Raw genomic sequence first — 3,641 nt, 5'->3', positions numbered from 1 at the left:
TAATGGCTAAATCTGGTCTACCAACATCACCCAAGAATAACGTGTCGCCAGAAAATATGGCATGGTCTTTACCATTCTCGTCCTTTAACAAATAAGTGACGGACTCTAAGGTATGACCAGGTGTATGTAACACCTTAATAGTCAATTTTCCTAATTTCAATTCCTCACCATCACTAGCGGAATGTATATCATATTCTGTTGTCGCACCAGGACCAAAAACTATTTTAGCTCCAGTTTTATTTGCTAAGTCTACATGACCAGACACAAAATCTGCATGAAAATGTGTTTCTAATATGTATTTTATTTTCGCATTGTTTGCCTTTGCTTTGTCTATATATTGTTGTGTTTCTCTAAGTGGGTCAATAATTGCGACTTCACCTTCAGATTCAATATAGTACGCTCCCTGAGCTAAACATCCTGTATATAATTGTTCAATTTTCATAGTGTGAATTTCTATTTTAAAGATAAGAAAAAACTAGTTAAATATTAAGTAAGTATTTGAGTTATTGGTCGAGATTTAATGTGGTAACTTACGTCTTACAATACCATAAAAATAGGTACCTGCAATAGCCGCAGCAATCACAATAAGCATTGAAAATACACCTGTACCAACTAATATGTACATTGGTCCTGGGCAAGCACCGCAAAGTGCCCATCCTAAGCCAAAAATACTTCCTCCTAAAATGTACCTTATAAATCCTTTGTCTTTCAAGGGAACTCTTAAGTATGTGCCTTGAGTAGTTTTTACATGCATTTTTTTAGAAATTAATAATAATATTACTCCTGTAAAAACTGCTGAGCCAATTATGCCATACATATGGAAAGATTGAAATTTAAACATTTCAAAAATACGATACCAAGATACAGCTTCAGATTTCACAAGAACAATTCCGAAAAAAATACCAACTAAGAAAAATTTTAAAAACTTCGCCATCTTAAAATAGTATTGGATAAATTAAATGAATCATTATTAAGCCACCGATAAAAAAGCCTATTACAGCAATTAATGATGGTATTTGTAAGCTACTTAAACCAGTTATGGCGTGTCCTGATGTACAGCCACCAGCATAGCGCGTACCGAAACCAACAAGAAATCCGCCGATAATTAAAATGAGTATTCCTTTGATACTAAAAACAGCATCCCAGCTAAATAACTCTGGTGGTAGCAAACTTTGACCTGTATTTGTAAAGCCTAGAGCATTAAGATCTCTTACTGTATTTTCACTAAGATTTATAGCTATAGGATTTGATAAGAAAAAGTGTGCAATAAACCCACCGAGAATAGCACCTAATACTACAATTAAATTCCATTTTTGACTTTTCCAATCGAACCTAAAAAATTCTGCATGTCTTCCGGCACCACCAATAGCGCAGAGTGTTCTTAGGTTTGAAGACATTCCAAAAGTTCTGCCAAAGTAGAGTAATAAAAACATTACTATTGCAATGCATGGGCCAGAAACATACCAAGGCCAGGGTTCTTTTATGAGTTCCATATAATGATTCTAAAATTTAGATGATTTTATAATTTAAGTGATAAAATTTAAAAATCTATGACATGTATTTTATTTCTGCCAAGTGCAATACGTTTGTCGTTCTCTAGCTGTTTTAATAATCTTGAAACAACAACTCTTGACGTATGTAAATCTTCAGCAATCTCTTGATGTGTGATTTCCAAATCTGTAGATGCAGAAAGCTTCACCTTATCCGTTAAATATTTAAATAGGCGTTCATCCATTTTCATAAATGCCAGAGTATCTATAGTTTCTAGCATTTCATCAAATCGAATCTGATAACTTTGTAGTATAAAATTTCTCCAACTATTATTAGTATCAAACCAGTTTTTCATATCAGAAATAGGTATCATAATAACGGTGGTATCTTCATCTGCAATAGCTCTTATCTTACTCACAGATTTTGCCATACAGCACGTGAGTGACATAGCACATGTATCGCCTGTTTCTAAGACATAAAGTAAAAGCTCGCTACCATTATTATCTTCTCTTAGTACTTTGATGTTTCCTTTAATTAGTAAGGGAACATAATTTAGTGCTTGACCGATATCTATAATAATGTCATTCTTCTTGTAAGTTCTGAGTTCTGCCACTTCAGAAATACTGTTAATTATCGTTTCATCAAACAAATACGAAAACGGAAGTAATATCTCTTTTGCAATCATATTCCAAAAATAATCAATTAGAATTTTGAAATAAATAGTTTGGTTGTTTTTTAATAAAAGTATTATATTTGCACCCACTTTAAAACGGCCTCGTGGCGCAACTGAATAGCGCATCTGATTACGGCTCAGAAGGTTACAGGTTTGAATCCTGTCGAGGTCACTAAAATAGGTTCAATAAATTTCATTACCCCGTGTTTCGTAGCAAACACGGGGTTTTTGTTTTCAGTTGGATTTGGTTTAATACATAAAATGTTTCACAGTTGTTTCGGCAGGTAGGTCATGTTTCAGTAGAATTGGATTTTGATAAATCATTTTAGATAAAATGATAGTTTTTATGGACTTACGTTGGCAATTAGATTTGAGTGAGTTTAGTTGATCCCATTTTTTCTGTTCTACAATTTTTTTTAAAAATCAGCAAACTTAAAATAATGAGACTATGAAAGCCAAAGTGTCCTTTGTCCTTTATGCTACAGCCGACTTTGATGTCATTTTTAAAGCGGTTGTGTATTTATCCTTTGCGGTAAACGATATGAATCGGACCAAGAATCTTCCTGATGATTATCCTTTTGTGATTTACAACTACGGTGGGAAGAAATTAATTTCATTCAAAAGCTGTTATTACCCTTTCATTAATCAATTTACATCGTAATGTTACTCAGATGGTCGTTTTACGATTGTTTAACCTAACTAAGCTCTGTATGTCCTGTCGTGACTACTTTTAAGAGAACTTTAATAAAATTTGCTTTACAAGCCATAAAAGTGGTAGTATCTTCCAGTAAATAATTTTAATTCAAAAAAAAACGAAACAATGAAAACATTATATGAAGCGACAACAAAGGCAGTTGGTGGTAGAAAAGGACATGTAAAGTCAGAGAGCGGACCCGTAAATTTTGGATTATCAGTTCCGAAATCTATGGGAGGTGATGGTGGAGATGGTGCCAATCCCGAACAGCTTTTTGGAGCTGCTTATGCGGCCTGTTTTGGAGGGGCGTTACAAGCAGTTGCCGAAAGTGAGGGTATCCAAATTGACGACGAGGCTTTAAGCGTTACAGCGACAATAGGCTTTTGCAAAGATGATGACGGATTCTTTCTAGAGGCGACTTTAGATTGTTATATTCCGAAAGTGGATCTGGAAACCGGAGAAGACTTAGTGGAGAAAGCACATGGAGTATGTCCGTTTAGTAAAGCCACGCGAGACAATATTACCGTTACCTTAAATTTATTACTGGACGAATAAATTTTAATTATTTTTAAAGAAAACCCACAAATTGGCCGATTTTTTCTAGGAATGATATCTAATTGTTTTTTTGTCATTAGTATACATAATGTTTAAAATCATGTGTCCTTGATTCAGGATAGATCATATTTTTTAGATCACAAATAAATACTTATAATATGAAAGAACACCAATTTCGCTTGTGTGTTTTATAATTCTACCAGTCTACAGTATCCTTTTCTGGAAGGG

Annotated in this window: 6 protein-coding genes and 1 tRNA gene; 3 read left to right on the top strand and 4 right to left on the bottom strand. The window is 34.0% G+C overall.

Annotated features, from left to right (window positions below):
- The 4 genes from ACTG3Y_RS13290 to ACTG3Y_RS13275 form a co-directional block, all read right to left on the bottom strand.
- Positions 1–442, bottom strand: a 442-nt coding sequence (locus ACTG3Y_RS13290; protein ID WP_439153404.1) for an MBL fold metallo-hydrolase, incomplete at its 3' end; no start/stop codon positions are given.
- A 75-nt stretch (positions 443–517) separates the two neighbouring features.
- Entirely contained in the window at positions 518–934 is a 417-nt protein-coding gene (locus tag ACTG3Y_RS13285) for a DUF6691 family protein (RefSeq protein WP_439153403.1), read from the bottom strand.
- A 1-nt stretch (position 935) separates the two neighbouring features.
- On the bottom strand, positions 936–1,493 hold the full coding sequence (locus ACTG3Y_RS13280; RefSeq protein WP_439153402.1) for a YeeE/YedE family protein: 558 nt from the start codon (positions 1,491–1,493) through the stop codon (positions 936–938).
- A 47-nt stretch (positions 1,494–1,540) separates the two neighbouring features.
- On the bottom strand, positions 1,541–2,290 hold the full coding sequence (locus ACTG3Y_RS13275; protein WP_439153401.1) for a Crp/Fnr family transcriptional regulator: 750 nt from the start codon (positions 2,288–2,290) through the stop codon (positions 1,541–1,543).
- Here ACTG3Y_RS13275 and ACTG3Y_RS13270 point away from each other — a divergent pair.
- The 3 genes from ACTG3Y_RS13270 (at position 2,263) to ACTG3Y_RS13260 (ending at position 3,413) form a co-directional block, all read left to right on the top strand.
- Positions 2,263–2,336, top strand: a tRNA-Arg gene (locus ACTG3Y_RS13270). The genes ACTG3Y_RS13275 and ACTG3Y_RS13270 overlap by 28 nt on opposite strands.
- A 276-nt stretch (positions 2,337–2,612) precedes the next feature.
- Positions 2,613–2,825: a hypothetical protein gene (locus ACTG3Y_RS13265; RefSeq protein ID WP_439153400.1), complete on the top strand. Its 213-nt coding sequence runs from the start codon at positions 2,613–2,615 to the stop codon at positions 2,823–2,825.
- 159 nt (positions 2,826–2,984) lie between these two features.
- On the top strand, positions 2,985–3,413 hold the full coding sequence (locus ACTG3Y_RS13260) for an organic hydroperoxide resistance protein (RefSeq protein ID WP_439153399.1): 429 nt from the start codon (positions 2,985–2,987) through the stop codon (positions 3,411–3,413).
- Positions 3,414–3,641 lie beyond the last annotated feature (228 nt).

Origin of the sequence: Winogradskyella sp., from assembly GCF_965656915.1 — a bacterium.
In the GTDB taxonomy this organism is placed as follows: Bacteria; Bacteroidota; Bacteroidia; order Flavobacteriales; family Flavobacteriaceae; genus Winogradskyella.
This window is presented reverse-complemented; position numbering and strand designations above follow the sequence as displayed.